Raw genomic sequence first — 24,558 nt, forward strand, 5'->3', positions numbered from 1 at the left:
AATGGCGCGGCCATGCGACGTCCGGGCGCGAGACCGGCTGATCAGCGCAACAGGAAGACAGTCTCGCCGAGCGTCGCGCCATTGACCAGCAGCTCGACCTTGTGGGGGCCGGGATAATGCTTGCGGGTGCTGAAATCGCGGATGGTCTGCGCGATTGAAAGTTCCGCGCTTTCGCCGGGCGCGAGGTGGAAGGACTTGAGCTTGAACACCTTGCGCGAGGCTTCGCCGGTCTTGCGGACGTAATGGATGGCATAATCGACCACCATGCGTTCGCGCGCTTGGGCCTCCGAGACGATGCGGGCCGTGAGCTGCAGCGTATCGCCGAGCGACAGCGCTTCCGGCGTCACGCGAAAATCGGCAAGCCGCACCGGCGTGCTGCTGCGCACGCCGACCAGCGCCAGGGCTTGGGGATCGCCTTTCTTGATCAAGCTACGCAAGGCATGATTGACGATCCAGGCGGTGTGCGGCGGCTCGCGATCCCAACGTCCCAGCGTTTCCAGCGCATAGGCGGCGTTGTCCTTGGTGATGTCGTTCAAATGATTGGCGACGGATTTTCGCACATAGAGATGCGGATCGCGATTGAGGCGAGCGAGAATGCCGGACGTCAGCGACGGGTCGGCGATGATCGGCTTCAACCGGAAGGACCAGGGCAGGCGCGGCCGGCTGCCTTCGCTGGCGAGACGGCGGACGTGGTAATTCTCGTCCTCGGCCCAGCTTTCCATGATTTTGAGCGTGCCCGCGAGATCCCGATGCAGGAAATGGCGAATGGCGAATTCCGAGGAGCCGAACCGGGTGAAATGCCGCAAGGCCTCCAGCGACAGATCCGGCTGGTCGAGGCCGTGGAGTGCAACGAATTCCGCCAGCGTGATGGCGGCGAAGCCATGCTGAATATGGGGTGCGAGTTCACGCAAGGGGCCGAGCTGATCGGCGTAGCCACCCGGCAAGGCAAGCCCGAACCCTTCGGCGATGCGACGCAGGCGCTGCATGATGCCGAGGGTTTCCAGATCCCGGGTGCAGTGGTCGAGAAAACGCGCGTCGTCGAAACGCGGCTCGATGGATTTCAGCGTCGTGGCGAAGAAATCCAGGCGGGAACGATCAAAAATTTCCTTCAGCGCCGGACTGGATGTTTCCGCTTGGCTCACGCTGTGCCTCCCTGGCCCCTTGATCTCCCCGGCCATAAGCCATGGGGCGATGCAAAGGGCAAGGAGGCAGGCAGGTTACATGACGCGTGATTTCAGCGAGGCGAGGCGATGGCCGAGATCGGAGATCAGATCCTCCGGAATATAGGAGGAGACGCGGCGCGGCGACGGCGTGAAGGCTTCGCGGCTCAAAAGGGCAAGCGCCGCGCCGATGGCGGCGGCGCCGAGAACGGCGGCCAGCGGATAGTCGCGGATCGTGGAGCTGGTGCGCTCGCTTGCCACCTTGGCGGTGTCGCTCACCTGTGCCGCCACTTCCTTGCCCTTCTCGGAGAGCGACTGGCGCAAGGCCGCCACCTGTTCCTGCAGGGCGTTGAGCTGATCTTCAAGTGCCTTGCGGTCGAGCCCTGTCTTGTCCGCAAACGACTCGACGGTGTTGCGAACATTGCCATTTCCAAGCTCGGTGGTTCCGGCCATGGGAATTCTCCTTTGCGGTTTGACTGGCGGAGCAACACGCAAGGGTCGATGAAAGTTCCCGAAAGGCCAGCGCCAAAATGCCGCAAGCGGCTCAGGCGCGCTCGGCCCATATGCGGGCCAGCTCCACCAGCGTCTGAACCGCCCGTTCCATGTCCTGGACGCTTACCCATTCCGTCGGCGAATGGAAGGCATGGCCGCCGGCAAACAGGTTGGCGGTCGGCAGGCCCATGAAGGACAGGCGCGACCCGTCCGTGCCGCCGCGAATGCTGCCGCGCACCGGGGTCATGCCGGCGCGGCGAATCGCTTCCAGCGCGTTTTCGACGATCTCCGGATGCCGGTCGAGCACGACCTTCATGTTGCGATACTGGCGCTGGACCCTGAAACTGTAGGTCGAGCCGGGATAGTCGGCCATCACCGTCTTGACGATACTCTCCAGCAATTCTTCCTTCTCGACGAGGCCATGCTCCTCGAAATCGCGGATGATCAGGCTGATCCTCGCCTTTTCCATCGCACCGGAAAGATCGGTCGGATGGATGAAACCGGCGCGGCCGGCGGTGGTTTCCGGCGCAAGCCGGTGCGGCAGGCGGGCGACGATCTCGCCGGCGATGCGGATGGCGTTTTCCATGCGCCCCTTGGCGAAACCCGGATGAATGGCGACGCCCTGGATCTCGATCTCGACGCCATCGGCCGAAAAGGTCTCGTCCTCCAGATGGCCGGCGGTCTCGCCATCGACGGTATAGGCGAATTCGGCGCCGAGCTTTTTCAGGTCGACCTTGTCGACACCACGGCCGATCTCCTCGTCCGGCGTGAACAGAAGCTTGATGACGCCATGGGGAATGGAAGGATCGGCCATCAGCCGGGCGGTGGCGGTGACGATTTCAGCAAGGCCGGCCTTGTCGTCGGCGCCGAGCAGCGTCGTGCCGTCGCTGGTGACGATATCATTGCCGATCTGGTCGGCCAGCGCCCGGTTTTCGGCGACGCGGATGACCTGGCTTGTATCGCCTGGCAGCACGATGTCGCCGCCCTGGTAATTGCGCAGGATCTGCGGCCTGACGCCAGTGCCGGTGAAATCGGGCGCCGTATCCATATGCGAGCAGAAGCAGATGACCGGAACCGGCTTGTCGACGGTCGCGGGAATGGTGGCGTAGACATAGCCGTGCTCGTCCAGATGCGCATCCTCAAGGCCGATGGCCAGCAATTCCTCGACCAGCAGGCGGCCGAGCGTCTTCTGCTTGTCGGTCGAGGGCTGGCTGGCCGAGCGCGGATCGGACTGGGTGTCGATCACGGCATAACGAAGGAAGCGGTCGGTCACGGTATCGGTCATCTGAGGCTCCTGTCTTTTTACCGTCTATAGCGTGGCGGGCGCCTTACGGGAATCTCTTTGAGCGCTTGCGGCCAGGCAGGCGGCATCGTAAGCCAGACGAACGAAACCTGCCCTGGATTCTTCCTCAGATGATCGAGCATACCCCGCTGATCGTGACGGTCGCCGTGATCGCCGCCTTTCTCGTCGGCCTGTCGAAGGGCGGCCTGCCCTCGGTCGGCACGCTGGCCGTGCCGCTGATGGCGTTGGTGATCTCGCCGGTCACGGCGGCCGCGCTGCTGCTGCCGATCTATATCGCCAGCGATATGGTCGGGCTCTATCTCTACCGGCGCGAATTTTCGTCGCGCAACCTGGCGATCCTGGTGCCGGCCTCGCTGATCGGCGTTGGCGCCGGCTGGGCGTTCAGCGCGCATCTGTCGAGCGTGGTGATCGGGGCGCTGGTCGGGCTGGTCGGGGTGATGTTCTGCCTCAATACCTGGTTCGGAGCGAGGTTGCGGCAGGCGGCACGGCCGGCGGATGTGCCGCGTGGCCTGTTCTGGGGCATCCTGACGGGGCTTACCAGCTTCGTCTCCCATTCCGGCGCGCCTCCCTTCCAGATGTACGTGCTGCCGCAGCGGCTGGAAAAGATGGTGTTTGCCGGCACGTCGACGATTCTCTTCGCCATCGTCAATGCCGCCAAGGTGATTCCCTATTGGGAACTGCAGCAGTTTTCGCATTTCGATACGCGGCTGGTGGTAAGTCTGGCGCCGGCGGCGATCATCGGCACGGTGGCGGGCCGGAAGCTGACGCAGATGCTGCCGGACGGTCTGTTCTTCCGGCTGATCCAGATCACCCTGCTTTTGCTGTCGCTGAAGCTGATCGGCGATTACGCCCTGACCCTTTTTGCCTGACGCAGACAAAAAGACACCCCTGAAAAGGGGTGTCGAGCGAGGGGAATGGGAGCATAATGAAACTTGCCGCGGGCAGCGGCACATTCATAACGCACGCACACGGCTTTGGTTCCCGCGCCCGATGCAATTTCGGATGGAACCGAAACGGCCGGCTTCTGTTTCCCGAAGGTGACCCGGACGGAAACGAAGAGAAGGCCTATGACATTCCACTTTGCCCTCCACCGCGCCATGCTTCCCGCCTGCCTGTTCGCTGCCCTTGTCAGCGGCGGCCAGGCACTGGCGCAGACGACAGGCTCGATCCGGCCGAACGAACAGGCGGCGCCCTCGTCGCCGGTTGCCCCCTCCCCCGGCAATCCCGATGGCTTGGCGACAGGCGAAACCGCCTTCGATGAGGACGCGGCACGCGACCGGCTGACCCGCGCCGGCTACAGCGATATCACGGCATTGATGCAGGACGCGCAAGGCATCTGGCGCGGCACGGCGCGCAAGGACGCGCAGAAGGTGACGGTCGCGCTCGACCGGCGCGGCAAGATCGTCGCGCATTGATATCCGATCGACAGCTGACCGAACGCCCTGTTTACAGGTGCGGATTGCGTGATCGATAGCGTGCGATGAGTTTTTCGTTGATCTCTTTCGCGCCGGGCATGTTGGCGCTGAGATAGATCGGCGCCTCCCCCTTCCCTGCCAGCCGGCCGGCGACTTCGGCAAGAACGGCGTTGAGGATCGAGGCGCCGACCACTGTCGAGGCCGGCCCGACCTTGAGCGCGCTGCCGTTCACGTCGAGCATGGCGTCTCCGGCCGGCGCGCCGTTGTCGAGGACGATGTCGGCAAGGTCGATCAGCCGGGTGCGGCCCTTGGCGGTGCTGGTGGAATAGGCGACGGAGGTGAGCGCAATGACGGTCGCGCCGCGCTCCCGCCCCAGCTGCGCTGCTTCGAGGGGCGCGGCATTGACGCCGGAATTGGACACCACGACCAGCACGTCGCCGGGGCCGATGGCGTAACGCGACAGGATCTGCGTCGCGACGCCCTCCATGCGTTCATAGGCGGTGCTGGCGACCGAGCCCTCGTGCAGCATGGTGGCGGTGGCGAGAACCGGCACGACGAAGGCGAGGCCGCCGGCGCGGTAATGGGTTTCCTCGGCCAGCATGTGCGAGTGGCCGGTGCCGAAGACAAAGACGCAGCGATCGGCGCGCGCTGCGGTGACGATCGCCTCGACCGCCCGTGTCATGTCGCCGGCAAGAGCGCTGCGCGCCTGCGCCAGGCGGTCGATGATCGCGTCGAAATATGCCTCCACCAGCGATGTCATTCTGCCGATGCCCTCCCTGTCTTTCGGGTGATCATACATGGAGTTGGCAGCTCTTGAAGAGATTGTGACAGGGAAATGCACGGGTTTTCCCTGCTGAGGGGCAAAGGCCGGAACCGGCCTGCCTCCGGCCCGTTAATCCCAGGACCTGATTGGACGTTTCGAAAGGTGAACCGATATGCGCACGACCATGCTGATCATTCTGGCAGTCATGATCGGTTCGCTGCTTTCGATTCTGTTGCTGCAATCGCCGGTCTGATGCTTGGCACCTAACGATCAAGCCGCAGCGCCGTCGCTTCGGCGTCGGGCGATGCGGCAAAACAAAATAGTCTAGCGCTGAAGCGCGACGGTCTTCAGGATGGCGAAGACGGACTGGCCGGGCGCAAGCGACAATCTTTCCCCCGAGAGTGCGGTGATGCGGGCGACGAGATGGGCGTCGCCGCAGGCGAGATCCACATCCAGCATCCCGTCCGGGCCGCGTGTGATGGCGCGGATGTCGCCGGCGACGATGTTGAGGGCGCTGATGCCCTCGGGCGGGCGCGTCGCCAGCATGACGTCGCGGGCCGGTACATGCAGGCGCACCGGCTTGCCGATCTCGAAATCGATGCCCGGCACCAGCAGTTCGGCCGAGCCGAAGCCGACGGTTGCCAGCCCCTGCTTGCCGTCATAGGCGCGCACCACGCCCTCCAGCAGGGCGCCGGCCTCGCGGCGGTCATGCGCGACGGCGATTTCGGCCCGCGAGAGAATATCGGCGGCGGGGCCGATGGCGGCGATGCGGCCCTGATCGACCACCACGACACGGTCGGCAAGTCGCGCCACCTCGGCCACGGAATGGCTGACATAGACGATGGGAATGCCCATCTCGTCGCGCAGCCGCTCGATATAAGGCAGGATTTCCTGCTTGCGGGCCTCGTCGAGGGCGGCGAGCGGCTCGTCCATCAGCAGCAGGCGCGGCGAAGAGAGCAGCGCCCGGCCGATCGCCACCCGCTGCTTTTCGCCGCCTGACAAGGTTGCCGGCTGGCGATTGAGCAGATGCTCGATGCCGAGCAGGTCCAGGATGGTTTTTCGTGTCCCCCTCCCCGATCGGCCGCGCTGGAACCAGGCGCCGTAGTCGAGATTGCGGGCGACGCTCAGATGCGGAAACAGGCGCGGTTCCTGGAAGACATACCCGAAGCGGCGCTTGTGGACCGGTACGCACCGGCCGCGTTCGGTATCCAGCAGGGTTTCGCCGTCGAGCTGGATGTGGCCGCGCGCCGGGCGGTCGAGGCCGGCGATCATGCGCATCAGTGTCGTCTTGCCCGAGCCGGAGCGGCCGAACAGAGCGGTGACGCCGGCCTCGGCGGTGAATTGCGCGTTGAGGCTGAAGGCGCCGCGCCGGTCTTCGACATCGACGATAAGCGTCATTGCGCCGAAATCCTCCGGCCGATGAGATGGGCAAGGCCTTCCGAGGCCATCAGCGCCGCCATGGAGATGACAATCGAGATCAGCACCAGCCGCATCGCGCCTTCATCGCCGCCCGGCACCTGCGTGAAGGTGTAGATCGCCGCCGACAGCGTCTGGGTTTCGCCGGGAATGTTGGAGACGAAGGTGATGGTCGCGCCGAATTCCCCCATCGCCTTGGCGAAGGAGAGGATCATGCCGGCGATGATGCCGGGCAGGATCAGCGGCAAGGTCACGGTGAGGAAGACGAAGGGTCTTGCGGCGCCGAGCGTGCCGGCGGCCTCCTCCAGCTTGGTGTCGACCGCCTCGATCGACAGGCGGATGCTGCGCACCAGCAGCGGAAAGCCCATGACGGCGCAGGCGAGTGCCGCCCCCGTCCAGCGGAAGGAAAAGACGATCCCGAAGGTTTCGGCAAGGAAGGCGCCGATGACGCCGCGCCGCCCGAACAGGATCAAGAGCAGATAGCCGGTGACCACGGGCGGCAGGATCAGCGGCAGGTGCACGATGCCGTTCAGCAGCGATTTCCCCCAGAACCGCCCGCGCGCGAGCAGCATGGCGATCAGCAGCCCCGGCGGCAGGCTCGCCAGCATGGCGATGCCCGCAACCTTGAGGCTGAGGCCGATGGCCGTGCGTTCCTCGTCGCTGAGGGAAAAGAGATCGAACGGCATCGGATCCTTGACGTTTGACGCATTTCCGGACGGAAAGCCGGTATTCACTTTTCCTAAAATGCCGGCGCTTACTTGAGGATCGTGAAACCCTGCTCGGTGAAGAAGGGCGCAGCCTTATCCGATTTGAGGAAATCGAGATAGGCGGCCGCATCCGCGTTCTTGCTTTCGGAAAGGATGGCCACCGGATAGATGATCGGCGGATGGCTGTCTTCCGGAAAAGTGCCGACGATGGCGACGTTCTTGTCGGCTGCGGCGTCGGTCTGGTAGACGATGCCGTAGGGTGCCTCGCCGCGCGAGACCAGGGCGAGCGCCGCGCGCACGCTTTCCGCGCCGGCGACCTTGCCCTCGACCGAGGACCAGACGCCGAGCTTTTCCAGCGCCGCCTTGCCGTATTTGCCGGCCGGCACGGATTTCACTTCGCCCATGGCGAGCTTGCCGTCGCCGAGAAGGCCGGCAAGATCGAAGCCCTGCTTGATGTCGACATCCTTGGCCTCGCCTTTCGGCGCGACCAGCACGATACGGTTGCCGAGCAGGTTGGAGCGGGTGTCTTGCCTGATCAGCTTCTTTTCGGCGACGTGGTCCATCCAGGCGAGGTCGGCGGAGATGAAGAGATCGGCGGGCGCGCCTTCCTCGATCTGCTTGGCCAGCGCCGAGCTTGCGGCATAGGAGGCGGTGACCTCCAAGCCCTTTTCCTTCGACCAGGCGGCATTGGCGGCGTCCAGCGCATTCTTGAGGCTGGCGGCGGCGAAGACCGTGATCTTTTCGCCGGCCATGGCCGGCGCCGCCGGGAGGCCCATGCCGATGACGAATGCGGTGGCGACAGCGGCGCCCGTGATCCGTTTCAGCCAGTCGCGACGATGGAAATTCATGCGGTCCCCTCCTTTGCGGACGATCAATGTATATGGCTGAATATATCGAATTTTCACGAAAGACCAGAGCCGCGGGCGCAACAAAACAAACGCGCCGGGGGCATGCCCCGGCGCGTCGATGTCAGGCGATCCGGATCGGGTTTCAGGCCGTGCGGCCGAGTTCCGTATCGATGGCGGTGGTGAGCGCCGGTGCATCCGGCGTGGTGTCGGGCGAAAAGCGGCCGGCGATGCGGCCGTCGCGGCCGATCAGGAATTTCTCGAAATTCCAGAGCACTTCGCCCGGCGGATTGGGCTCGATGCCATAACCCTTGAGGCGTTCGCGGAACGGGCCGTCATTGACGGTTTCCGGCGCGCCCTCGATCAGCGCCTTGTAAAGCGGATGCTTGTCGGGGCCGACGACCGAGATCTTGGAAAAGATCGGGAACTGCACGTCATAGGTGCTGGAGCAGAAGGTGACGATCTCCGCGTCGGTGCCGGGCTCCTGCTCGTTGAAATTGTTGGCGGGGAAGCCGAGGATCACGAGGCCGTCGTCGCGGCGGTCTTCATAGAGCTTTTCCAAGGCTTCGTATTGCTTGGTCAGGCCGCATTTGGAGGCGACGTTGACGACCAGCATCACCTTGCCGGAAAATTCGGAAAGCGTCGTCTTGCGGCCATCGGCCAGCGTCAGGGGGATATCGAGAAGGGTCATCGTTTCTGTCCTGTTGGTGCTGAAAATTCATGCGGCGGAGGAAGCGGGCTGTTCGGCGCTCAGCCAGCCGCCGGAAAACCCGGCGCGGCGCAAGCCCTCGCAGATCGGCGGACTGTCGCGCATCAGCCGCCAGATCAGGCCGGAGCGGGCATTCTCGATCATCATCACCAGCAGCCCCTGGTCGAGCCCGACGCAGCGTTCGTCGATCCAGCCCTCGGCGGTCGGGCCGATGATCGTCGGATTGAAGCTGCCGGGAAAACGCCCGTCGCTGAGGAGATTGGGATAGGTGGCGAGAACGGCGTCGAGCCCCTCCATCGCCGCCTCGCGGTCGAAGGGCAGGCAGGAGAGCGCCGCCCAGGGGGCGAGCGTGCCGTCATCCGGCCCAAAGGGCGCGCCGCGGGCTGAATAACCGATGAAATGCTGGCGATGGCCGCCGCGCAGGCGACGCCGCGCCGAAGGTCCATCGCAGGCCGTCAATCCCCAGACGGTGTCGGAATAGCCGATATAGCCATGCGGATTGTCGCGGGCATAGGCGCGCTGGATCCGGATCGCGCGGCGGGTGTTTTCGACATAATCGATGCCCTTCTCACGCATATAGGCGTCATGGATGCCGTCGAAATCGATCCAGGCATGCGAGAAGAGATGGATGAACAGCGGCCCGGCATGGAGATAGTCGATCTCTCCGTAACGCAGCCATTGATAGCTGGCTGTATAAGCCGCGAAACTCTCCGGCGGGATCGGATGGGTCGGCGAGGCCAGCGCCAGGATATAGAGCAGCAGCGCCTCGTTATAGCCGCGCCAGCGATGGCGGATGAAACGATTCGTCTTCCAGCCCATGGTCAGCGTGTCGCCCTTGTTCATCGCCCAGCGCCAGTCGACGCGGGCGTAAAGCTCCCGGGCGGTATCGCGGATTTCCGTCTCGGCCGGATCGGAACCGTCGAAATAGGCGCCCGCCGTCAGCACGCCGGCGATCAGCAGCGCGGTGTCGATGGTCGAGAGTTCGCTGTGCCAGACCCGGCGGCCGTCATGCATGGCGAGAAAATGGTAATAGAAGCCGCGATGGCCGGTGGCGTCGGGATGCGAGCCGGTGTCGCAGCCCTCGAAGAAGCGCAGCGTCTTCAAGACGATGGCGGCAGCCTCGGCACGGCTCATCCAGCCGCGCTCGATAGCGACCGGATAGCTCGACAGGCCGAAACCGGTGGTGGCGATGCTGGAGGGGCTGCCGGGCAGCGAGGTATCGGCGACGAGGCCGGTCTCGGGATGGGTATGGAGGCGGAAATAATCGAAGGCCGAGTGGTGCAGCCGGTTGACGAGCGCGGCGCTGCTGGCATCGGGGCTTGGCGGCATGGGGCATCCTGTCTGTCGTCCTCCTCTTGCAGAGCACAGGCAGGGGCGGACCGCAAGTCACAGCTCGGTGAAACCGGCCTTGACAGCCGGGACCGGGAAGCGATCTACCTGCAGGCCCATACCGTGCATCGCAGGAGGTTTTCATGAGCCTGATCTATATTCTCAACGGTCCGAACCTCAACCTGCTCGGCAAGCGCCAGCCGGAGATCTATGGCAGCGAGACGCTGGAAGACGTCGAGCGCGATTGCCGCCGCGTCGCCGCCGAGCATGGGCTCGACATCCGTTTCCACCAGAGCAACCGCGAATACGAGATCATCGACTGGATCCACGAGGCGCGGGAGACGGCGTCCGGCATCGTCATCAACCCGGCCGCCTTCACCCATACCTCGGTCGCCATCCTCGATGCGCTCAATGCCTTCGATGCGCCGATCATCGAGGTGCATATCTCCAATGTCCACCGCCGCGAGGCGTTTCGCCACCATTCCTACGTCTCCGGCGTCGCCTCCGGCGTCATCGCCGGTTTCGGCACGCAAGGCTACCAGCTCGCGATCCAGCGGCTGGCGCACCTCATCAGGACCGGCGTCAAGTAGGGCGTAGTCAGTCGGACAGGAGGAGCGCCACCGGCACATCCGAGAGAAAGCCGGCAATGCGCAGATGCGCCTGCGGCTCGACCGGCTCGCCGGTAAAGGCGTTGGTGAGGCTCTTGATGTCGTCCGGCAGGTCGATGGCGGTGTCCATCCAGCGTTCGGCCGGGATCATGCCGTCGGGTTCGGCCATCAGGCTGTTGGGCAGGCGTGGCGCGACGACGATTATCCGTCCGTCGCCATGGCGGCGCTGGAAGGCGACGACATGTTCCTTCATCGCGCCGCGCGCGCCGAGCGGGCGGTAATCGCCGTTTTCGAAGAGATCGCGATGGGTGGCGCGCAAGGCCAGGGTGCGGGCGATCAGCGCCTGTTTCAGCCGTCCGTCGAGCAGCGTCTCCTCGCCCTGCGGCCAGTCCGAGGCCGCATCGAGCGACGCCTGCAAGGACGCATAATCCGGTTCGCGCCGGTTGTCGGGATCGACGAGGCTGAGGTCGAGCCGCTCCGATCCCTGGTAGATGTCGGGAATGCCGGGCGCGGTCATCTTGAGAAAAGCCTGGGTGATGCCGTTCCAGGCGCCGGCGCGCAGATAGGGGCGGATGGTACGGTGGAAATCGCGCAGGAACAGGCGATTGTCCGGCGACAGCAGCGCCGCGATATAATCCTTGACGGCGGTTTCGTAATCCTCTTGCGGATCGGTCCAGTCGCTGCGCAGCTTGGCCTCGCGCAATGCCTTTTCGATATAGGGGAACAGACGCTCGAGCAGCGCCTCGACGGCCTCGTCGTCCTGAGGGTCGAGATCATGCGGCCAGGCGCCGAGCAGCGCTTGATAGAGCGCCCATTCCAGCTCGGGTTCCGGCGCGGGGCCATCGGGATGGCGGGTGACATGGCGGCTGTTGGTCGCCCGCCAGCGGGTGACGCCGTCGATCCAGGGCTGCGGCTCGGCGGTCAGCGCATAGAGGCGGGCGCGGGCGTCCTCGCCGCGCTTGGTGTCGTGGGTGGAGGTGGCCGACAGCGCCAGCGGCCAGCGGGCGGCGCGCTCGGCCATCGCCGCATGGAAATGGCGTGGCAGGAATTCCTCGCGCCCGGCATTGCCGCCGACCTCGTTGAGGCCGAGCACCGGCATCTGCCGGTAGAAAAGCGTATCCTCGAGCGATTTCGCCATCAGCGGCCCGGTCAGCTGCTGGAAGCGGCGGCGGAATTTTTCCGCGCGGGTCGTCTGGCGCGGGGCGCATTCGCCGGTCAACAGCGTCACGATGAAATCGAGGGCCTTCTTTTCCTCGGGATCGAGCGTCGGTTCGATTTTTGCCGCCGCCTCGAAGACCAGCCGGGCGTCGTTTTCGGAAAGCGCGCCTTTGGTGCCGTAGGTGCGATAGACCGGGAAGACGCCGAGCAGCGCCTTCAGCGCGGCGGCGATCGCCGCCTCGCCGACATCGACATGGGTTTCCTCCGACAGTGCCAACTGGATCGCCAGCCGTTTCAGGCCGGAAACCTCGCCGGCGAAATTGCGCGCGATCATCGATTGACGGGCGCCGTGCAGGCCGGCGGCGACATCGGTGAGGCCGCCCAGCGCCGCATATTGGCGGCGCAGCCGCTCCGCGCCCTTACGCTCGACCAGCAGATGGGTCATCCGGTCGATGAATTCGTAGCCGGTGGTGCCGGAGACCGGCCAGTCGGCCGGCAGATCCTCGCCATCTTCCAGGATTTTTTCGACGATCAGATAGGTCTCGTCGCCGATGTCCCGGCGCAGCCGGGTGAGATAGGCGGCGGGATCGGCAAGTCCGTCGATATGGTCGACGCGCAGTCCCTGCACCTTGCCATCGCGCACCAGCTCGAGGATCAGCCGGTGGCTGTCCTCGAAAACCTTGTCATCCTCGACATTGACGCCGACCAGCTCCGTCACCTCGAAAAAGCGGCGATAGCTCAGGCGTTTCGGCGCTTCGCGCCAGTGAATGAGCTCGAAATGCTGGCGTTCGTGCACGTCTTCGAGATGAGAGGCATCCTGCGACAGCGCCGCAAGCCGGGCCTCCAGCCGCGCCCGGTCGGCCTCGTCGGCCAGCAGGGCGCGCAGGCGCGTGTGAAACCTGTCCTCGCCCTCGCGCCGCGCGATGTCGGCAAGCGAAAGTAGCCGGCCGTTCACGCCGTCGTCGCCCTCAAGGGCGGCATCATAGCTTTCCGGATCGAGCGGAACCGCAAGCCCTGGCAGCGAAAGCGCCAGGCATCCGGCCTCCGCATCGGCCGACAGCGCGATGTCGCCATCGGCGACCGCTTCGGCGAAGGGCTTGGCCAGCCATGGCAGGGTCAGGCGGCGGTTCCAGTCGATGTCGAAGGCATGCGCATGCGGGCTCGCCTGCCCGCGCTCGATCACCGAGCGCCACCAGGGATTGTCGAGCGAGGCTGCCATATGGTTCGGCACGATGTCGAGGATCAGGCCGAGGCCGTTTTCCGTCAGCGTCGCCGCAAGCGCGTCGAAATCCTCGGCCGTTCCGAGCGCCGGGTCGAAGCGGTTGGCGTCGGTGATGTCATAGCCATGCGTCGAGCCGGCGGCGGCGGCGAAGACCGGCGAGGCGTAGAGATGGCTGATGCCGAGGCGCTTCAGATAAGGAACGAGGGTCATGGCACGACGAAAGGTCATGCCGTTGCGGAATTGCAGACGGTAGGTGGCGGTCGGAATGGTCATTCCAGTTCAGGCCCTGCAGACGGGTTGGGCAGCGAAAAGGGCGAAATCTCCGCCCCTCCGCCGCGACAGGTTTCAATTCTTCAGTTCGGGGAACTTGCCCAGCATCTCGTCCTTCGAGCCGCAGATCGCCTCGCTTGAAGTCAGGACGACCGAAATCGGGCCATCGGTATCGAGCCGCTTCTCGGCCTGCAGCGTCACGGCCTCGCCGTTCTCACGGTGCAGGGTCGCCTGCTGCGAGAACCCGCGTTGCAGCAGCCAGTCGCGCGGGGCGCTGACCGTGATTTCCACGCGGAAGCCGTCACCGTCCTGACGGGTGGTCAGGTGATAGGGGGTGTCGGAGCGCTTGCCGCCGATATCGAGTGTGCCTGTGCCGTCCGCCTGTTCGAGATGCATGAGACATTCCTTCCGTCCTGAGACATGCCGGCTTAACCCCGCGTCTCCTCTTTTTGTTCCGCTGCCCGGGCATCCGGCAGGGCGAAGCTGGCGACGAGCGGCAGATGGTCGGAGGCGCGGCGCGCCAGCGGTGTCTCGATCACCTGCGCCTGCGTGCAGGCCAGGCCGCGCGACGCAAAAATATGGTCGAGGCGGAAGACCGGAAAGCGCGAGGGAAAGGTGGCGCGGTGGCGCAGCACCGGTGGCTGCACGTCGGCAATCTCGGCCGCCAGCCGCCGATAGGCGGGCGAGGACGGGATGGAATTGAAATCGCCGATCAGCAGCCGGTGGGCGCTGCTGTAGTCGGGATGGGAGAGCCAGTCCGGGCCGAGCAGCGCCTCGACCTGGGCGAGCCTTTCGCCGCGGCGCAGGCCCAGATGCGTGTTGATGAGTTGCAGCGGCGTGCCATGCGCGTCGATTTCCACCCAGAGCGCGCCGCGCGGCTCGCCGATCGAGGGAAGGGCTGCGGCGCGGATGAGCTTCATCGGCAGGGCGGTCAGCACGGCGTCGCCATAACGTTCCTCGCGCACGTGCAAAGCGGGGTGGAAATGCGCGTCCATGCGCAGCTTCGAGGCGATGGCATGGGCCTGGTCGACGCCGCCGGTGCGCGCCCGCCCGACATCCAGCTCCTGCAGTCCGATGATATCGGCGCCGGTTTCGGCGATGGCCGCGGCGATGCGGTCGATGTCCAGCCTGCGGTCGGTGCCGATACAGCTATGGACGTTGTAAGTCAGGATTCTCACCGTTTTCGGAGAGGACGGGCGCTCCGCTTTCATCATGGGGCTGGAACAGTTCGGCGTCCGGTTTCGTTCCAAACCATCGAAACCTTTCTTGCGACGATCATGAAAAAGAAGCAGCTCCTTCTCCATGCCCTGACGGCCCTTGCCACGCTCGGCGCCCTTGCCCTTCTCTATCGCAGCCTGCGCCAGTATAGCCGCGACGATATCGTCGAATCTCTCCAGGCGCTGCCGTGGAGCAATCTCGGGCTGGCTGTCCTGTTCTGCGCCGGCTCCTATCTCAGCCTCGGCCTGTTCGATGCGCTGGCGGTGCGCTATGCCGGCAAGCCGCTGGCGTTGCGGCGCACCGCACTCGCCTCCTTCTGCGGCCTGTCGATCGGCCATACGATCGGGCTGGCGGCGCTGAGCAGCGGCGCGGTGCGCTATCGCTTCTATTCCCGCTGGGGCCTGACCACCGAGGAGATCGCCAAGGTCATCGGTTTCTGCGGCGTGACGGTGGGCCTGGGGCTGGCGGCGCTGGCCGGCATCGCGCTGGTGCTGCGCCCGCAGGCCACCGCGCCGCTCGGCATGGGCGAGGGCGCGGCGCTGGCGCTGGGGATTGCCTGCCTTGCCTGTTCGGCCGCCTATCTCGTCGCGTCGGTTTTCCTGCGTGGTTCGATCAAGCTATGGCGCTGGCGGGTGGAAATGCCGGGTTTCCGGCTGGCGCTCGGGCAATTGCTGGTCGGCACGATCAATTTCGTCTGTGTGGCCGCCTGCCTGCACCAATTGATGCGCGCCTATGGCGCCATCGGCTTTCTCGACGTCACCACCGCCTATGTCACCGGCAATGTCGCGACGCTGATCACCCATGTGCCGGGCGGCATCGGCGTGCTCGAGGCGACGGTGATGCATCTCGTCGGCGAGCAGAAGGCGATCGGAGCGCTGATCGCCTTCCGGGTGATCTATTTCCTCATTCCGCTGGCCATCGGCCTGCCGACCTTCCTCGGAAGCGAGATCTATTTTCGCGGGCGCGAGCCGGAGAGCGACAAGGCGCCGAACAGGCGCGAGGCGACGATGCCGAGCTGACGCGGCATGGTCTGCAGCGGCCAGAACGGCTCCTTGGGGTCGATGAGGCCGGTGCCGGGGATCGAGGTCGTCTCTCCCTTGGCGACATCGATATCGAAGGGGCGCAGGCCCCGCGGGCGCACGTTCAGCCGGTCGAGCGTCCCGACCATCGAACCGCCCTCGCTTTCGAGGCGCGCGACCTCGGCCGGATCGGCATCGACATGCTCGGCCATCAGTGTGTGGCGCAGCCGGGTCAGCGCCGCGGCGTGCGCGGCGTCGCCCGCCTCGATGGCGAGATCGCATTCGGTATCCAGCCCCTCCGAACGGTAATTGAGGTTTGAGGAACCGATGCGCACGAACCGGTCGTCGACGATGATCAGCTTGGAATGGATGATGATTTCCTGGTCCGCGCCGTCCGCCCTCGGGATCGCCGGATAGAGCACGCGCAGGCGGCCGTAGCGGTCGGCGCGCTTGAGGCGGCGGATCAGCCGGTCGCGATTGTTGCCCATCATGATCTTTTCGAGAAAGCCGTGCGAGCTGCGGGTGACGATGGCGATGATCTCCGGGCCCTCCGGATCGCGCAGGCGCCGCGCCAGCGTGCGGGCCACGCCGAAGGAGGCGAGATATTGCGTCTCGATATAGATGGTCTTGCGGGCCGCCATCAGGGCGTCATGGGTGAGGCGGATGGCTTCGCGCCGGCCCTTACGGCTCCAGGTCCAGGGCTCGGTCAGGGCGACCGCGGTGCGGCAGGCGGTCAGCGGCGCCTCGAAATCGGCGGGCCAGGCGAGATCGCTGTCTTCGGTCGGGGAATGGGCCTCGCCGGTGGCGCGCTTCCAGCGATGTCGGGCGATGTCGGCGACCATGCGCGCCGCCTCCCCTTCGACCATCGCCTGGATGTCGTGGACCGGACCGTAGGGCTTGCCCTCTGGCGAGACGCGTTCGGCGTTGACGGGATCGTGGCTCGGTTCGTCCCAGCGGCGGGCGGTCAGGTCCATGCCGCCGAGAAAGGCGATGCGGTCGTCGATGGCCACCAGCTTCTGGTGATGGCAGGCGCGCAAAGGATGGCGCAGGTCGAATTTCAGGGTGATGCGCGGATGGTCGCTCCACGGCATCCTGCGGAAGAAGCGCAGCGTCTTGCCGGAATAGATCGGCCCCATCGCCCAGACGAGGATGCGCACGTCGAGATCGGGATTGGCATCGACGCAGCGGCGCAGCAATTCGCCAAGCTGCAGCGGCGAACCCGGATGCAGGCGTATCTCCGGATTGAAATCCCAGCCGACGATCCAGATGGTTCTTTTCGCGCGCGGCAGAACCTCTTCCAGCCGCTCGAAATAGCTTTTGCCGTCGATCAGGAAGGCCGCCCGGTCGGCGGTGGCGGCGTCGGCGGCGTTCACCCCGACACGAATCACGGTTTCGCGCTTCTGGGAAACGCGACCGTCCGGTTGTTGGTCTGCAAGAAACACGGGAAACTCTCTCTCGCCCCGAAAGAACACAGCCATCGGCCCCGCAGGCGACGCCGATGGCGTCGAATAAACGCGTGACGGCGCCGCTTGTTCCCTGACCTAGCCTTGCCCTGTCCTGCCCCCGACCGCAGGAACCGGAAGCGGCGTCGCGCCGTTGATGTCGCATCGAAAACACATGGGTGCGGGCATGACGGACGAACAGGCGGACGTGTTGAAGGCAATCGGGCTTACCTATGTCTCGGATGCCGAGCCCGGCATCCGCCGCCTGCGACGCGGCAAGGGTTTTGCGTATCGCCAGCCGGACGGGGCGCTGGTGACCGACGACGAGGTGCGGCTGCGCATCCGTTCGCTCGGCCTGCCGCCGGCTTATGAAGACGTCTGGATCTGTCTGAAACCCGACGGCCATCTGCAGGCCACCGGTTACGATGCGCGCGGGCGCAAGCAATATCGCTATCATGCCGCCTGGGCTGCGCTGCGGTCCGGCGACAAGTTCCACCAACTCGTCGAGTTCGCGCGCGCCCTGCCGCGCATCCGCCGCCGCGTCGACCGCGATCTCGGCGCCGGCGCCGAACATGCCGAGGCGGTGCTCGCGGCCCTCGTCGTGCTCCTCGATGCGGCGCATCTGCGTGTCGGCAACCGCAGCTATACCCGCGACAACGGCACCTATGGGGCGACGACGCTGCTCAAGCGCCATATCCGCTTCGGCGAGGACGGCATCGAGCTGCGCTTCGTCGCCAAAGGCGGAAAACGCGTGCGCCGCAGCCTGCGTCATCCGCGCCTGCAGCGCATCCTGGAGGAAATCGCCGACCTGCCGGGCCGGGCGCTGTTTGCCTGGCGCGATACCGACGGCTCCTGCCATTCGATCGATTCCGGCCAGCTCAATGCCTATCTCGCCGGTATCGCCGGCACCGGCGTCACCGCAAAAACCTTCCGCACCTGGGGCGGCACGCTGGCGGCCTTCAACGCCGCCGTCGAGCACATCAGGCGCGGCCAGCGGCCGAGCGTCAAGGCGCTGTGCGAGGCGGCGGCGGCGGCGCTGCACAACACGCCGGCCGTCTGCCGCTCCAGCTATGTCCACCCGGACGTGCTGGATCTGGCGCTGGAGGACAGTCCCGCCGGCATCGACGCCATTGCGCGTCCGCCGGCCGCGCGGTTGCGGGGTCTGCGCGCCGACGAGAACCGGCTGCTTGCCTATCTCTCCGCCGCCGGCAGCAAAAAGGCCCGCCCGTGAGGGCAGGCCTTTTCGTCGATGGTTCCGGGGCCGATCAGGACCAGGAGCGGATCTCGAAGGCGGCCTCGCGGGCGGCCTCGATGAAGGCGCGCCGCGCGCTGTCGGGCGAGGTCACGCCGGAGAGGGCCTTCTGGCAGGCGTCGCGGGCGACTTCCCAGGCGCGGCCCTCATCCACCGGCCAGTAGCGGCGCAGGCAGATGTCGGCGTCGCGGGTGCTTTCGACGCGCAATTGACGGCCCGGGGCTTCGAGAATGACGGCTTCGCTCCACAAGCGATCGTTCATGTCGTTTCTCCTCCGTGCGGGGAGTTGCGCTGCTGTTCGGCGACGATATCGTGCAGGGTGACGATGCCGGACAGTTCGCGATTGGCGTCGTAGACGACGAGACGGCGCATGCTGAGTTCGGTCATCCGCCGCGCGACATCGTCGATGTCGTCGTCTTCCTGGCAGTTCTCGATGCCGACGGTCATGATTTCGGAAACCGCGGTCGTCGAGGCAAGCCCCTCGGCGACGACACGCAGCACGATATCGCGATCGGTGATGACGCCGACCAGGTTTCCGACCCCCGGCACCTCGATGGGAATGGCGCCGGTATCGATATCGGCCATCAGCCGCGCGATCGCCTGCACAGAATCGTTGGGCGCGGCGGTCACCACCTGCCTCGTCATCACATCGCGAACCTTCATCCCTCACTCTCCCAAAGCTTTGCCACGCTCAAAGGCGTCCGCTCGACAGATCGACGCCATTGATGGAGGCGGGCACTCGAATTTCCCTGGCCCGATCGGCCGGATGCGGCAGATCCACCGTATGCGGCGACATCACCTGTATTGCGCGGCTGTTGCGCTTGCGCGGCGGCGGCGCGGGTGCCGCCCGGCGCTGCCGGTCGCGAAATCGTCTGAAAAATCCTTTCATCTTGACAACCTTTCGATTGTTTCGAACCCTGCGCACGCAAAGACGGACCTTGCGGCGGCCGGGCCTACATCAGGGTCTAACGGCAGGATGCCCCCTTTGGTTCCATGGCGGCGGCTCGCGAATCTGTCCGCAACCGCCCTTGCCTTTCGCGCGCGCCGCTTCATATCTGGGAAAGATCGAAAAAGCGGGGCGGGCGCCGTCGATTTCGGCAATGAGGGAACCGGACGGAAAGGCACCGCCGGCATCGGGCGGATACCAATGACTGAACTCGATTTCGAAGCTTTGTTCGCCGCCTCCCCCAACCCTTACGTTCTTCTCGATCCCGCTTTCGATCTCGTCGCCATGAACGACGCCTATCTGCGCGTTACCCTGCGCGAGCGCGCCGATCTCATCGGGCGCAATATGTTCGCCGCCTTTCCCAGCGATCCCGGCTCGGCCGAGTACCGGCAGTTGCGCGGCTCGCTGGAGCGGGTGGTGGAGACCGGGCTTGCCGACCATATCCCGCTCATCCAGTACAATATCCCGCTGCCGGACGGGCGCGGCTTCGAGGAGCGCTATTGGAGCGCCAGCCACACGCCGATCCTCAGGGCCGACGGCGCGGTCGCCTATATCCTTCAGCATACCGTCGACGTGACCGAACTGCAGCGGCTGCGCTCGCTTGCCCATGGCGCGCTGTTCTACGAGCGTGGCGCGGCGGTCGAAAGCGGCGTGTTGCGCCGGGCCGAGGCCGTGCAGCGTCTCAACGAAAGGCTGGAAGAGGAAGGTCGGCGTCTTCGGGCGCTGTTCGTGCAGGCCCCCGGCTTCGTCGCCATTCTCAGCGGCCCCGACCACGTCTTCTCGATGACCAACCTCGCCTATCAGGCGCTCATCGGCGACCGCGACATCGTCGGCAAGCCGCTGCGCGAGGCGCTGCCCGAGGTGGTCGAGCAGGGCTTCGTCGCGCTCCTCGATACGGTGGTGGCGACGAAACGGCCTTTCGTCGGCCGCAATGTCCGGATCATGCTGCAGGCGGCGTCGCGCGCCGAGCCGCAGGAGCGCTTCGTCGATTTCGTCTACCAGCCGATCCTCGACGACGACGGCAATTGCACCGGCGTCTTCGTCCAGGGCCAGGACGTCACCGAGCAGAACCGTGCAGAGCGTTCCTTGCGCGAAAGCGAGCAGCGCTTCCGGCTTGTGGCCGAGACAGCGCCGGTCATGCTGTGGATGACCGACCGCCAGGGCAATTGCATCTATCTCAACGAGGCGCAGCGGCTGTTCCTCGGCCTGCGCCAGGAGGCGGTCGAAGGCTTCGACTGGGTGCCGGTCGTCCATCCCGAGGATCGCGAGCGGCTGTTTGCGGAGGCCGGTGAGTCGCTGGAAGCCGAGATCGGCTTTTCGACCATGGCCCGTTTCCGCCGCCATGACGGGCGCTACCGGGTGCTGCGCACCGATGCCCGGCCGCGCTTCGACGGTTTCGGCGCTTTCATCGGCATGATCGGCGTCAATGTCGACGTCACCGACCAGATCGCCGAGCAGGAGCGCCGCCAGGCGCTGCTGGCGCTTGCCGACCGGTTCCGCGAGGCGCGTGAACCGCGCGACATCGCCTATGCGGCGGTCGAGGTCCTGGGACAGGCCCTCGGCGCCAGCCGCGCCGGTTACGGTGCCGTCGACAGCGACCTCGAAACGGTCGAGCTCGATCCCGGCTGGACCGCCGCCGGTAGCACGCCGCTTTCCGGCATCTACCGGTTCCGCGATTTCGGCAGCTTCATCGACGACCTGAAGCAAGGCCGTCTGGTGCATTTTTCCGACGCCGCCGAGGATCCACGCGCCAACTTCAAGCGCGCGGCGCTGGAGGCGATCGGCGTGCGTTCGCTGGTCAATGTTCCCGTCATGGAAAACGGCCGCATGGCGGCGCTGCTGTTTATCCATCACGCCACGGCGCGCGAATGGATGGCCGAAGAGCTGGCCTTCGTGCGCGAGGTGGCCGAGCGCACGCGCATGGCGGTCGAGCGCCGCCGGGCCGAGCAGGATCTGCTGGCGCTGGCGGCGGCGCTGGAGGACAAGGTCGAGGCCCGCACCGCCGAGCGCGACCGGGTGTGGCGCAATTCCCGCGACATCCTGCTGGTCGCCGGCAACGATGGCCTGCTGCGTGCCGTCAATCCCGCCTGGTCGGCGATCCTCGGCCTCGAACCGGAGGCGGCGATCGGCCGCAACTATCTCGAATTCGTCTGGTCCGAGGACATCGACCGCACCCGCGCGGCGTTGGAGCAGGCGCAATCCTGGCTGAAAGTCTCCAGCTTCGAGAATCGCTTTTGCCATGCCGACGGCACGCCGCGCTGGATTTCCTGGCACACCTCCACCGAAGGCGATCTCGTCTTTGCCTATGGGCGCGACGTCACCGAGGAGAAGGCGCAGAAGGAGGCGCTTCGCCAGGCCGAGGAGCAGCTGCGCCAGGCGCAGAAGATGGAGACGCTGGGGCAATTGACCGGCGGTGTCGCCCATGACTTCAACAATCTGCTGCAGGTGATCTCCGGCAATCTGCAACTGCTGCGCCGCGATGTCGCCGGCAATGCCCGGGCCGAGCGCCGGGTGGCGCAGGCCGCGACCGGCGTCGAGCGCGGCGCCAAGCTCGCCAGCCAGCTCCTTGCCTTCGGCCGCCGCCAGCCGCTGGAACCGAAGGTGCTGAACGTCGGCCGCCTCGTCGCCTCCACGGGCGAGATGCTGCGGCGGACGCTGGGCGAGGCGATGGAGATCGAAACGGTCGCGCCGGACGGATCGTGGAACACGCTGGTCGATCCGGCCCAGATCGAGAACGCCCTCCTCAACCTGGCGATCAACGCCCGCGACGCCATGAATGGCGGCGGGCGGCTGGTGATCGCCGCCGCCAACGTCACCTGCCCGCCGGGCGGCGACCGGCGCTTTCCCGAACTCGCCCCTGGTGATTATGTCGAGCTGTCGGTCGCCGATACCGGCGGTGGCATTCCGCCCGAGATATTGCCGCAGGTGTTCGAGCCGTTCTTCTCCACCAAGCCGCTCGGCAAGGGCACCGGGCTCGGCCTGTCGATGGTCTATGGTTTCGTGCGCCAATCCGGCGGGCATGTGCGCATCGAGACCGAGATGGGCAGCGGCACCACGGTGCGCCTCACCCTGCCGCGCGCCGAGGCCGACGAGGACCGGCTTTCCGACGAAGGCGGCATCGAGATGACCGGCGGCACCGAGACCATTCTGGTCGCCGAGGACGACGAGGCGGTGCGCGCCATCGTCGTGGAAATGCTGGCCGATCTCGGCTATGGCGTGCTGACCGCGAAGGATGCGGCGGGCGCCTTGGAGATCATCGAAGGCGAGGCGGAAATCGACCTGCTGTTTACCGACGTCGTCATGCCCGGCGCGATGAAAAGCACTGAGATGGTGCGCCGGGCGCGCCGGTTGCGGCCCGATCTCGCCGTGCTGTTCACCTCCGGCTATACGGAAAATTCGATCGTGCATGACGGAAGGCTGGACGCCGGCGTCGAGCTCCTGTCGAAGCCCTATACGCGCGATCAGCTGGCGCGCAAGATCCGCCATGTGCTGGCATGCCGCCGGCCGGCCGGCCTCCGCAGCAAGCCCGGCGGGGACGCATTGACAATTCTGCTTGTCGAGGACGATACGCTGATCCGGCTGGATACCGTCGAGCTTCTCTCCGGCCTCGGCCACCGCGTGCTGGAGGCGGAAAGCGCCGAGCAGGCGCTGAAGATCATCGAGGATCAGGATTTCGACGTGTTGTTCACCGATATCGGACTGCCGGGCATGTCCGGCGACGAACTGGCGCGCCGGGTGCGCGACGCCGATCCGGGCAAGCGCGTGATTTTCGCGACCGGCAAGGCCTGCGCGCCCTCGGTGCCCGGCAATGCCGTGCCCGTCGTGCTCAACAAGCCCTACAACGCTTCTGCGATCGAGCGAGCCTTGAAGGACATGCAATCCGCCTGACGCGGGATCAGAAGCGGATGCGCGTGGCTGCCTTCGAAGTGGTGCGTGCATAGGCGGGCGCGACTCCGCTTTTCATCTCGCGCCGCGGCCGGTATTTGTGGCTGATGGCGAAATCGATCGCCAGCACGGCGGCTATCGAGATGGCCAGGTAAACGAGGGCTGAGACAACAAGGACCATGGCCCTTTCCTCACACTGGAACGATCATGAAATAGCAACCCATGGCGACGATCATGATCATTAGGGGCTGGAGATATTCGTCGGTCATCGGCCTGCTCCTCGTGTCGGATGTGGTGGGGCTGGCAATCTAACGTTCTGTTTGCAAGTTTGTTCCTGCGGTGGCCGGGAGGAGGCCGGATTGTGTCGAGAAAACGCATGACCTATCGCCAGGCCGTCGAAGCGGCCGGCATCGCAGCGGCGCTCGACGGACTCGATTGGGCGATTGCCGGCACGCCGCCGCTCGGCCTCGACCTTGAGGGCAGCGATATCGACATCGTCTGCGCCGCCTTCGACGGCGCGGCGTTCGCCGGGCGGCTGTGGCGGGCCTTTCGCGGTTTCGAGGGTTTCTCGCTGCGGCAATGGAGCGGCGGCTCGCGGGCGGTGATCGCCGGATTTCGCCATGCCGGCTGGCCGTTCGAGATTTTCGGCGAGCCTCGCCGCCTGAACGAACAGGCGGGCTGGCGGCATTTCGAGGTCGAACGGCGCCTCTTGCGGCTCGGCGGCGAACAGTTTCGCGCACGCGTCATGGCCGCGCGTGAAAGCGGGCTGAAGACCGAGCCGGCCTTCGCGGCCGTTCTCGGGATCGAGGGCGATGCCTATCGCGCCATGCTCGACATCGCCGATCTCGACGACGCGTGCCTCGAGCGGTTGGCGGAGGCCGCCCTTATCTTTTAGGCGTGCGAACCGGCGACGTCGTCCTGCCAGTGGCGGCGCATCAACTCGGCCTGAACCTGGTTCTGAAATTCGGCGACCTGCTGGCGCATCTGGTCCTCGGAACAGCCGAGCGACAGTAGCTGGTCGGCAAGCGAACGGCATTTGCTGCGCCAATATTGAACAGCGTCGTCGCCATGGGTGTTTTCCAGCTCGGCCGCGCATCGGCGAACGAAAGCGGTGCGTCCGGCAAGCGGGAATGGAACCAGACGGCCCGCGGCAGATACGCTAGACATGTTCATCCGTTCAGAGGCCATCGATACATTCTCCACTCACCTTCGACGACTCAACTTTTACAAAGATGATGATTAACGTTTTGTATCAAGAGCCGTCGCAAAGGGATACTTTCATCACCGCTTCGCCCTCCCCTTAGGTAAGTTCGGCTTGTGGATATTGCCAGAGACGCGACTTCCGGACCGAAAACTGCTACCTGCGGTCGTGTTTGCCGCGGCTAACCGCGTTTCGGTG

The 24,558-nt window shown here is 65.5% G+C and carries 25 protein-coding genes and 1 pseudogene; 8 read left to right on the plus strand and 18 right to left on the minus strand.

Annotated features, from left to right (window positions below; translation table 11 throughout):
* Positions 1 to 41 precede the first annotated feature (41 nt).
* The 3 genes from P7F60_RS17235 to pepT all read right to left on the minus strand — a co-directional run bounded on the left by P7F60_RS17235 (position 42) and on the right by pepT (position 2,937).
* Complete coding sequence (locus P7F60_RS17235) at positions 42 to 1,178, minus strand: DNA alkylation repair protein (RefSeq protein ID WP_277918980.1); 1,137 nt, start codon at positions 1,176 to 1,178, stop codon at positions 42 to 44.
* Between the two features lie 39 nt (positions 1,179 to 1,217).
* Positions 1,218 to 1,613 carry a hypothetical protein gene (locus P7F60_RS17240; protein ID WP_277918981.1) on the minus strand — a complete coding sequence of 132 codons (396 nt, stop codon included), beginning with the start codon at positions 1,611 to 1,613 and terminating at the stop codon, positions 1,218 to 1,220.
* A gap of 91 nt (positions 1,614 to 1,704) precedes the next feature.
* Positions 1,705 to 2,937: a peptidase T gene (gene pepT / locus P7F60_RS17245; protein ID WP_277918982.1), complete on the minus strand. Its 1,233-nt coding sequence runs from the start codon at positions 2,935 to 2,937 to the stop codon at positions 1,705 to 1,707.
* A 128-nt stretch (positions 2,938 to 3,065) separates the two neighbouring features.
* Between pepT and P7F60_RS17250 the strand changes: the two genes are divergently transcribed.
* Positions 3,066 to 3,824 carry a sulfite exporter TauE/SafE family protein gene (locus tag P7F60_RS17250; RefSeq protein ID WP_277918983.1) on the plus strand — a complete coding sequence of 253 codons (759 nt, stop codon included), beginning with the start codon at positions 3,066 to 3,068 and terminating at the stop codon, positions 3,822 to 3,824.
* Between the two features lie 198 nt (positions 3,825 to 4,022).
* A complete protein-coding gene (locus tag P7F60_RS17255; protein ID WP_277918984.1) occupies positions 4,023 to 4,370 on the plus strand; it encodes a PepSY domain-containing protein in 348 nt (115 codons plus the stop codon).
* A 31-nt stretch (positions 4,371 to 4,401) separates the two neighbouring features.
* Here the strand turns inward: P7F60_RS17255 and P7F60_RS17260 are convergent, their stop codons facing one another.
* The 6 genes from P7F60_RS17260 to P7F60_RS17285 form a co-directional block, all read right to left on the minus strand.
* Complete coding sequence (locus P7F60_RS17260; protein ID WP_277918985.1) at positions 4,402 to 5,130, minus strand: SIS domain-containing protein; 729 nt, start codon at positions 5,128 to 5,130, stop codon at positions 4,402 to 4,404.
* A 327-nt stretch (positions 5,131 to 5,457) separates the two neighbouring features.
* Complete coding sequence (gene modC, locus P7F60_RS17265; protein ID WP_277918986.1) at positions 5,458 to 6,531, minus strand: molybdenum ABC transporter ATP-binding protein; 1,074 nt, start codon at positions 6,529 to 6,531, stop codon at positions 5,458 to 5,460.
* The gene (modB, locus tag P7F60_RS17270) at positions 6,528 to 7,235 is read right to left on the minus strand and encodes a molybdate ABC transporter permease subunit (RefSeq protein ID WP_277918987.1); all 708 of its coding nucleotides are present in this window, start codon (positions 7,233 to 7,235) and stop codon (positions 6,528 to 6,530) included. The genes modC and modB overlap by 4 nt, the downstream gene beginning before the upstream one ends.
* 68 nt (positions 7,236 to 7,303) lie before the next feature.
* Positions 7,304 to 8,104, minus strand: coding sequence for a molybdate ABC transporter substrate-binding protein (gene modA / locus P7F60_RS17275; RefSeq protein ID WP_277918988.1), 801 nt, complete (start codon positions 8,102 to 8,104; stop codon positions 7,304 to 7,306).
* Positions 8,105 to 8,246: 142 nt separating this feature from the next.
* Positions 8,247 to 8,792 carry a glutathione peroxidase gene (locus P7F60_RS17280; protein ID WP_277918989.1) on the minus strand — a complete coding sequence of 182 codons (546 nt, stop codon included), beginning with the start codon at positions 8,790 to 8,792 and terminating at the stop codon, positions 8,247 to 8,249.
* A 27-nt stretch (positions 8,793 to 8,819) separates the two neighbouring features.
* Positions 8,820 to 10,139: a glucoamylase family protein gene (locus tag P7F60_RS17285; RefSeq protein ID WP_277918990.1), complete on the minus strand. Its 1,320-nt coding sequence runs from the start codon at positions 10,137 to 10,139 to the stop codon at positions 8,820 to 8,822.
* Between the two features lie 143 nt (positions 10,140 to 10,282).
* Here P7F60_RS17285 and aroQ point away from each other — a divergent pair, with 143 nt between their 5' ends.
* Positions 10,283 to 10,729: a type II 3-dehydroquinate dehydratase gene (aroQ, locus tag P7F60_RS17290; protein ID WP_277918991.1), complete on the plus strand. Its 447-nt coding sequence runs from the start codon at positions 10,283 to 10,285 to the stop codon at positions 10,727 to 10,729.
* Positions 10,730 to 10,736: 7 nt separating this feature from the next.
* On the opposite strand, the gene treY is transcribed toward aroQ, so the two are convergent.
* From treY to P7F60_RS17305, 3 genes are all read right to left on the minus strand, one after another.
* Positions 10,737 to 13,400, minus strand: coding sequence for a malto-oligosyltrehalose synthase (gene treY, locus P7F60_RS17295; RefSeq protein WP_277918992.1), 2,664 nt, complete (start codon positions 13,398 to 13,400; stop codon positions 10,737 to 10,739).
* Between the two features lie 72 nt (positions 13,401 to 13,472).
* Complete coding sequence (locus P7F60_RS17300; RefSeq protein ID WP_277918993.1) at positions 13,473 to 13,793, minus strand: hypothetical protein; 321 nt, start codon at positions 13,791 to 13,793, stop codon at positions 13,473 to 13,475.
* A 32-nt stretch (positions 13,794 to 13,825) separates the two neighbouring features.
* On the minus strand, positions 13,826 to 14,611 hold the full coding sequence (locus P7F60_RS17305; protein WP_277918994.1) for an endonuclease/exonuclease/phosphatase family protein: 786 nt from the start codon (positions 14,609 to 14,611) through the stop codon (positions 13,826 to 13,828).
* 63 nt (positions 14,612 to 14,674) lie between these two features.
* Between P7F60_RS17305 and P7F60_RS17310 the strand changes: the two genes are divergently transcribed.
* Positions 14,675 to 15,634 carry a lysylphosphatidylglycerol synthase domain-containing protein gene (locus P7F60_RS17310; protein ID WP_277918995.1) on the plus strand — a complete coding sequence of 320 codons (960 nt, stop codon included), beginning with the start codon at positions 14,675 to 14,677 and terminating at the stop codon, positions 15,632 to 15,634.
* On the opposite strand, the gene P7F60_RS17315 is transcribed toward P7F60_RS17310, so the two are convergent.
* Positions 15,565 to 17,076 (minus strand): phospholipase D-like domain-containing protein, encoded by a 1,512-nt coding sequence (locus P7F60_RS17315; protein ID WP_277918996.1) that lies wholly within the window; start codon positions 17,074 to 17,076, stop codon positions 15,565 to 15,567. The two genes, P7F60_RS17310 and P7F60_RS17315, sit on opposite strands and share 70 nt — an antisense overlap.
* Positions 17,077 to 17,263: 187 nt before the next feature.
* On the opposite strand from P7F60_RS17315, the gene P7F60_RS17320 reads away from it, so the two are divergent.
* Positions 17,264 to 18,307 (plus strand): DNA topoisomerase IB, encoded by a 1,044-nt coding sequence (locus tag P7F60_RS17320; protein WP_277918997.1) that lies wholly within the window; start codon positions 17,264 to 17,266, stop codon positions 18,305 to 18,307.
* Positions 18,308 to 18,341: 34 nt separating this feature from the next.
* Here the strand turns inward: P7F60_RS17320 and P7F60_RS17325 are convergent, their stop codons facing one another.
* Genes P7F60_RS17325 through P7F60_RS17335 form a run of 3 tightly spaced genes read right to left on the minus strand, consistent with a single transcriptional unit; the run spans position 18,342 to position 19,217 of the window.
* Complete coding sequence (locus P7F60_RS17325) at positions 18,342 to 18,590, minus strand: DUF982 domain-containing protein (RefSeq protein ID WP_277918998.1); 249 nt, start codon at positions 18,588 to 18,590, stop codon at positions 18,342 to 18,344.
* A complete protein-coding gene (locus tag P7F60_RS17330) occupies positions 18,587 to 18,991 on the minus strand; it encodes a CBS domain-containing protein (protein ID WP_277918999.1) in 405 nt (134 codons plus the stop codon). Before P7F60_RS17330 ends, P7F60_RS17325 begins: the two co-directional genes overlap by 4 nt.
* Positions 18,992 to 19,019: 28 nt before the next feature.
* Positions 19,020 to 19,217: a hypothetical protein gene (locus tag P7F60_RS17335; protein ID WP_277919000.1), complete on the minus strand. Its 198-nt coding sequence runs from the start codon at positions 19,215 to 19,217 to the stop codon at positions 19,020 to 19,022.
* Between the two features lie 258 nt (positions 19,218 to 19,475).
* Between P7F60_RS17335 and P7F60_RS17340 the strand changes: the two are divergent.
* Both P7F60_RS17340 and P7F60_RS17345 read left to right on the plus strand, forming a co-directional pair.
* Positions 19,476 to 21,188: pseudogene (locus tag P7F60_RS17340) on the plus strand (PAS domain-containing protein); the annotation flags it as partial.
* 6 nt (positions 21,189 to 21,194) lie between these two features.
* Entirely contained in the window at positions 21,195 to 23,162 is a 1,968-nt protein-coding gene (locus P7F60_RS17345; protein ID WP_277919190.1) for a response regulator, read from the plus strand.
* 7 nt (positions 23,163 to 23,169) lie between these two features.
* Here the strand turns inward: P7F60_RS17345 and P7F60_RS17350 are convergent, their stop codons facing one another.
* Positions 23,170 to 23,340, minus strand: a complete 171-nt coding sequence (locus P7F60_RS17350; RefSeq protein ID WP_277919001.1) for a hypothetical protein — start codon at positions 23,338 to 23,340, stop codon at positions 23,170 to 23,172.
* Between the two features lie 195 nt (positions 23,341 to 23,535).
* Between P7F60_RS17350 and P7F60_RS17355 the strand changes: the two genes are divergently transcribed.
* The gene (locus P7F60_RS17355; RefSeq protein ID WP_277919002.1) at positions 23,536 to 24,054 is read left to right on the plus strand and encodes a DUF4269 domain-containing protein; all 519 of its coding nucleotides are present in this window, start codon (positions 23,536 to 23,538) and stop codon (positions 24,052 to 24,054) included.
* On the opposite strand, the gene P7F60_RS17360 is transcribed toward P7F60_RS17355, so the two are convergent.
* A complete protein-coding gene (locus P7F60_RS17360) occupies positions 24,051 to 24,347 on the minus strand; it encodes a DUF6074 family protein (RefSeq protein WP_277919003.1) in 297 nt (98 codons plus the stop codon). The two genes, P7F60_RS17355 and P7F60_RS17360, sit on opposite strands and share 4 nt — an antisense overlap.
* Positions 24,348 to 24,558 lie beyond the last annotated feature (211 nt).

The sequence above is a fragment of the Rhizobium sp. YJ-22 genome (genome assembly GCF_029601685.1).
Classification (GTDB): domain Bacteria; phylum Pseudomonadota; class Alphaproteobacteria; order Rhizobiales; family Rhizobiaceae; genus Metarhizobium.

Bases quoted from the DNA above. Each gene is read 5' to 3' on its own strand.
- P7F60_RS17260 (WP_277918985.1), bottom strand. From the start codon at position 5,130: ATGACATCGCTGGTGGAGGCATATTTCGACGCGATCATCGACCGCCTG.
- P7F60_RS17325 (WP_277918998.1), bottom strand. From the start codon at position 18,590: ATGAACGATCGCTTGTGGAGCGAAGCCGTCATTCTCGAAGCCCCGGGC.
- P7F60_RS17345 (WP_277919190.1), top strand. From the start codon at position 21,195: ATGGCGGTCGAGCGCCGCCGGGCCGAGCAGGATCTGCTGGCGCTGGCG.
- aroQ (WP_277918991.1), top strand. From the start codon at position 10,283: ATGAGCCTGATCTATATTCTCAACGGTCCGAACCTCAACCTGCTCGGC.
- P7F60_RS17350 (WP_277919001.1), bottom strand. From the start codon at position 23,340: ATGGTCCTTGTTGTCTCAGCCCTCGTTTACCTGGCCATCTCGATAGCC.
- P7F60_RS17240 (WP_277918981.1), bottom strand. From the start codon at position 1,613: ATGGCCGGAACCACCGAGCTTGGAAATGGCAATGTTCGCAACACCGTC.
- P7F60_RS17335 (WP_277919000.1), bottom strand. From the start codon at position 19,217: ATGAAAGGATTTTTCAGACGATTTCGCGACCGGCAGCGCCGGGCGGCA.
- treY (WP_277918992.1), bottom strand. From the start codon at position 13,400: ATGACCATTCCGACCGCCACCTACCGTCTGCAATTCCGCAACGGCATG.
- P7F60_RS17285 (WP_277918990.1), bottom strand. From the start codon at position 10,139: ATGCCGCCAAGCCCCGATGCCAGCAGCGCCGCGCTCGTCAACCGGCTG.
- P7F60_RS17355 (WP_277919002.1), top strand. From the start codon at position 23,536: ATGACCTATCGCCAGGCCGTCGAAGCGGCCGGCATCGCAGCGGCGCTC.
- P7F60_RS17310 (WP_277918995.1), top strand. From the start codon at position 14,675: ATGAAAAAGAAGCAGCTCCTTCTCCATGCCCTGACGGCCCTTGCCACG.
- P7F60_RS17250 (WP_277918983.1), top strand. From the start codon at position 3,066: ATGATCGAGCATACCCCGCTGATCGTGACGGTCGCCGTGATCGCCGCC.
- modC (WP_277918986.1), bottom strand. From the start codon at position 6,531: ATGACGCTTATCGTCGATGTCGAAGACCGGCGCGGCGCCTTCAGCCTC.
- P7F60_RS17330 (WP_277918999.1), bottom strand. From the start codon at position 18,991: ATGAAGGTTCGCGATGTGATGACGAGGCAGGTGGTGACCGCCGCGCCC.
- P7F60_RS17300 (WP_277918993.1), bottom strand. From the start codon at position 13,793: ATGCATCTCGAACAGGCGGACGGCACAGGCACACTCGATATCGGCGGC.
- P7F60_RS17255 (WP_277918984.1), top strand. From the start codon at position 4,023: ATGACATTCCACTTTGCCCTCCACCGCGCCATGCTTCCCGCCTGCCTG.
- P7F60_RS17235 (WP_277918980.1), bottom strand. From the start codon at position 1,178: ATGGCCGGGGAGATCAAGGGGCCAGGGAGGCACAGCGTGAGCCAAGCG.
- modB (WP_277918987.1), bottom strand. From the start codon at position 7,235: ATGCCGTTCGATCTCTTTTCCCTCAGCGACGAGGAACGCACGGCCATC.
- P7F60_RS17320 (WP_277918997.1), top strand. From the start codon at position 17,264: ATGACGGACGAACAGGCGGACGTGTTGAAGGCAATCGGGCTTACCTAT.
- P7F60_RS17305 (WP_277918994.1), bottom strand. From the start codon at position 14,611: ATGATGAAAGCGGAGCGCCCGTCCTCTCCGAAAACGGTGAGAATCCTG.
- P7F60_RS17360 (WP_277919003.1), bottom strand. From the start codon at position 24,347: ATGGCCTCTGAACGGATGAACATGTCTAGCGTATCTGCCGCGGGCCGT.
- pepT (WP_277918982.1), bottom strand. From the start codon at position 2,937: ATGACCGATACCGTGACCGACCGCTTCCTTCGTTATGCCGTGATCGAC.
- P7F60_RS17280 (WP_277918989.1), bottom strand. From the start codon at position 8,792: ATGACCCTTCTCGATATCCCCCTGACGCTGGCCGATGGCCGCAAGACG.
- modA (WP_277918988.1), bottom strand. From the start codon at position 8,104: ATGAATTTCCATCGTCGCGACTGGCTGAAACGGATCACGGGCGCCGCT.